We start from the raw sequence: 3,878 nt of genomic DNA, 5'->3' as shown, positions 1-3,878 counted from the left end.
CTTGCTCAAAGATTGATTTCGCTTTTTCTTTTGCCTGATCATCTAATCCCGCAAACATTTCCTTGTGTTTACCCTTTTCTGGGAACTTCACGCCTAGTTTTGTTAATTCCTCTTTTACTTGCTCACGTGTCAATGCTCCAGACTTCTCTTGCTCAAAGATTGATTTCGCTTTTTCTTTTGCCTGATCATCTAATCCCGCAAACATTTCCTTGTGTTTACCCTTTTCTGGGAACTTCACACCTAGTTTCGTTAATTCCTCTTGCGCTTGTTCACGTGTTAATTTCCCGGACTTCTCTTGCTCTAAAATTGACTTCGCTTTTTCTTTCGTCTGATCATCTAGGCCAGCAAACATTTCACCACGTTTACCCTTCTCCGGAAGCTTTACACCTAGTCCCTCTAATTGTTTCTTTGTATCGTCCATAATCGTTTTTACTTTTTGTTTTGTAGCGTCATCTAAGTTCTTTTTCGCCGTTTTTGTAGGCTGATCCGCCGCTGGAGTATTCGTTGCCGCAAATGCTGGGACACCCACTCCTCCTATAATTCCAAATGATAAAGCACCTGCAATCGCTAAATACCCAACTGTTTTCTTCTTCATAGGAAATTTCCTCCTTCATATTTCTAAAGCACGTACACTTTCGTATACAATGCCTATAGTAATGTTGGTTTCTTAAAATTCCCTTAACGACTTAACAAAAAAACACCGCTCATCACGAGCGGCGTTGTTCTAAGCTTTTTGTAATTGTAACTCTTCACGTTCCATTATTTTTCTTAATACAATTGTTTGCGTCATTGTAAATAAGTTACCTGTGATCCAGTACAGTACAAGACCTGATGGTGCCGCAAACCCCATAAATAGAATCATGGCCGGCATCATAATTTGCTGTACTTTCATCATTTGCCCTTGCTCACCAGACGCCATATTCGATTGAAATACCTTCATTTGAATAAATGTCGTTAACGCTGCAATAATCGGTAATATATGATATGGATCTGCATGTCCTAAGTTCACCCATAAAAATGAAGATGTGCGAATCTCTTCCGTTCGGCTAATCGCATAATACAAAGCAGAGAAAATTGGCATTTGTATAAAGATTGGCCAGCAACCAGCAAGTGGATTCCAACCGCCTGATTTCATTAGTTCTGACATTTCTTTTTGATACTGCTTTTGTTTTTCAAGATCTTTGCTTACATCACCATATTTTTTCTTTAACTTCTGCAATTCAGGTTGCATTTTTTTCATTTTCGCTTGGCTACGATATTGTGAAACAGCTAATGGAATCATTGCTGAACGAATAACGAGCGTCATGATAATGATAGCAATCCCGAAGCTAGCTCCAGGTATATGATGAGCAACAAATTGAATCATATACGAGATTGGATATACGAAATAATGGTTCCAAATTCCCGTACTATGTGAATCTATTGTGCCTGCAGTACTACAACCAGATAAAACAAAAACAAGTACTAATGAAAAACTAATGAGCTTAGCTCGGTATGATTTTAACATGTTTATTCCTCCAATGTTTCGTAATTATTTAGCGAAACATTGGTGTATACGGACCGACCTCGTCACTCTCGTCACTCGATTCTTGTCTACGTACAGAACGAATCATTCCATATTTATAAAAAATGGAGAAAAGCGGTACATTTCCGGTACCCTCTTCACACGTATCAACTAGTTTAAAAGCTCTTTGTCTACCGCTCGATGCTTGCTGACGCACAAAGCGAGAAACATTTGTGAGAAAGAAGACTTCTAATAAACAAAGCGCTGTTGTTACAAACGATATATATAGAATTGCATCCTGGAATAAAAACTCCATCGCTTCACATCCTTAATAAAGTCATTTTAGCACATTCAACAAACATTCTCTATTTCCTTTTATTTTCAAAAAAGAATTTTGCATATTTTCTCAAAAAAACTATGTTAGAAAATCAATGTATTCGCTTTCTTTAGTATATTCACGCACACCTATGAATAGGTTTGATTTATTAGAAATTTATAAAATTTTTGCATTATAATAAAACTATTGCCAGTTTTTGAAAAAAGCTTTATTCTCTTCTTGTAATCAAAAATGAATATGGAGATGAAACATACTATGGGTCAACTAGGAGACGCCGATTACGTTCCCGACACCGCCTTTTTATCCTTCCCAGCAGCTAAAACATTTCATCTAGAATTTATCATACAGTTAATTGTTATTTTTATAGCTTCTATTTTGTATGCAATTTCTATGAATATGTTTTTTATCCCGCATAATATGATTAGCGGTGGTTTCGCTGGTGTAGGGATGATTATCGGTTATTTAATGCACTACAATATCGGAGCACTTATCTTTTTACTAAACATTCCTCTTCTTATTTTAAGTCACTTTTATTTAGGTAAGAAGACAACCTTTTTAACGGCATACTTTGTAGCAGTATCATCTTTAGCGATGAATATTCTTCCCGTACACCAAGTTTCAGACGATATTTTACTTTCTTCTGTATTCGGTGGTGTCATCTGCGGCGCAGCCTCAGGAATCATATTCCGATTTGCTTCTTCAACAGGTGGTTTTGATGTTGTTGGACTAATTGTAGCGAAACATCGAGATATTTCAATTGGAGCAATCATCTTTGGGTTCAACTTAATCTTACTTGTTGTAGCAGGATTTATTTTCGGATGGGATATTACGCTTTATACGTTAATTAGTCGGTTTGTAGTCAGCAAAGTGATTGATGCCGTTCATACAAAACATATTAAATTAACGATAATGACAGTTACAGAAAAAGGCGAGGAAATAAAAAGCGCACTACTACATCACGGCATACGTGGTGTGACAATGGTAGATGCTGTCGGCGGCTATACAAACCATAAGAAAAAAATGATTTACACCGTCGTAACTCGCTATGAGTTAGGCGAAATGAAACGCATTATCCGTCAAGTGGATAACAAAGCATTTATGAACATTACTGAAACAGTTGAAATTGTTGGCCGTTTCAAACGCATATAAAAAAAGCGCAAGGAACTACAATTCCTTGCGCTTTTTATTTTTTACACTTATTACAAAATCAGATAATTCTATTATTGTGACACTAAATGTGTTATAATAAAAATAGACTTACTAAAAAGAGTATATAGACTTGGAAGTTTCTCTTATTTATATAAGCAAAAAGAAACAAGAAGTCGGGTATATTTCAGACACCATACACGTAACGGCTAAAAAAAGCCGCTCATCTTAGTTATTCTTCACTAATCTTTTTATAAAAAGATACGTACAACTAAAACTCACTTCAATATACTATACCTACCTTTTTGACTTCCAAATCATCTTATTACATAGGGAGATGAACATATGAATCAATATATACGATATACATTAGCTATCCTGTTTGCCATTATCGGCGGAACAATCTGCTTCTGGACAAACACTCAGCTTGGAGAGAATATCATTTTTAATGGAATCGAAACACTTGTAAGCGCTTCAATTTTAGGCGGATACATTTTCTTCCTCTTAAATCCAGAAGAAAATGCTCAAAAAACAATGCTATTAACAATGATTGGAATCGTCGGCGGATGTATTTCCTACTCGATGACAAACTATACATTACCACTTCAATTAAGCTCAGCTTTCTTCCACGGTCTATGGACTTGGTTCATTGCATTCTGCCTAGCAGACGTATTCAACCTATTACAAGACACTGAAGAAGAAAACGGCCGTCAAATTGAAAGTAACTCGTAAGCTGGAAAATATTCCTCCAGCTTTTTTGTTTGCTTTTCCCCTGTACATACCCCATCTGGTACTTCCTGAAATATATCAACGATTTTTCACATATATCGATCGTTTCTCCATTTATATCAACGATTATTTCAATATATCGACGTTTCGACACAGTATATC

General features: G+C 36.1%; 5 protein-coding genes. 2 read left to right on the top strand and 3 right to left on the bottom strand.

Translation table 11 applies throughout. The annotated features are described in order from the left end of the window. The 3 genes from MR065_RS26865 to MR065_RS26855 form a co-directional block, all read right to left on the bottom strand. Positions 1-595 (bottom strand): hypothetical protein (locus MR065_RS26865; protein WP_242215722.1); only part of this gene is annotated, 595 nt, incomplete at its 3' end. A gap of 129 nt (positions 596-724) precedes the next feature. After that, complete coding sequence (locus MR065_RS26860; RefSeq protein WP_098386977.1) at positions 725-1,507, bottom strand: membrane protein insertase YidC; 783 nt, start codon at positions 1,505-1,507, stop codon at positions 725-727. 28 nt (positions 1,508-1,535) lie between these two features. After that, positions 1,536-1,820, bottom strand: coding sequence for a hypothetical protein (locus tag MR065_RS26855; RefSeq protein WP_242215721.1), 285 nt, complete (start codon positions 1,818-1,820; stop codon positions 1,536-1,538). A 276-nt stretch (positions 1,821-2,096) separates the two neighbouring features. Between MR065_RS26855 and MR065_RS26850 the strand changes: the two genes are divergently transcribed. Beyond that, positions 2,097-2,990, top strand: coding sequence for a YitT family protein (locus MR065_RS26850; RefSeq protein ID WP_071712722.1), 894 nt, complete (start codon positions 2,097-2,099; stop codon positions 2,988-2,990). 342 nt (positions 2,991-3,332) lie between these two features. Continuing rightward, positions 3,333-3,719: a DUF3938 domain-containing protein gene (locus MR065_RS26845; RefSeq protein WP_242215720.1), complete on the top strand. Its 387-nt coding sequence runs from the start codon at positions 3,333-3,335 to the stop codon at positions 3,717-3,719. The last annotated feature ends 159 nt before the right edge of the window (positions 3,720-3,878 follow it).

It is taken from the genome of Bacillus cereus group sp. BfR-BA-01383 (genome assembly GCF_022663495.1).
In the GTDB taxonomy this organism is placed as follows: Bacteria; Bacillota; Bacilli; order Bacillales; family Bacillaceae_G; genus Bacillus_A; species Bacillus_A cereus_AU.
The sequence above is the reverse complement of the archived record's forward strand: the minus strand, read 5'-3'. Positions and strand labels throughout refer to the sequence as shown.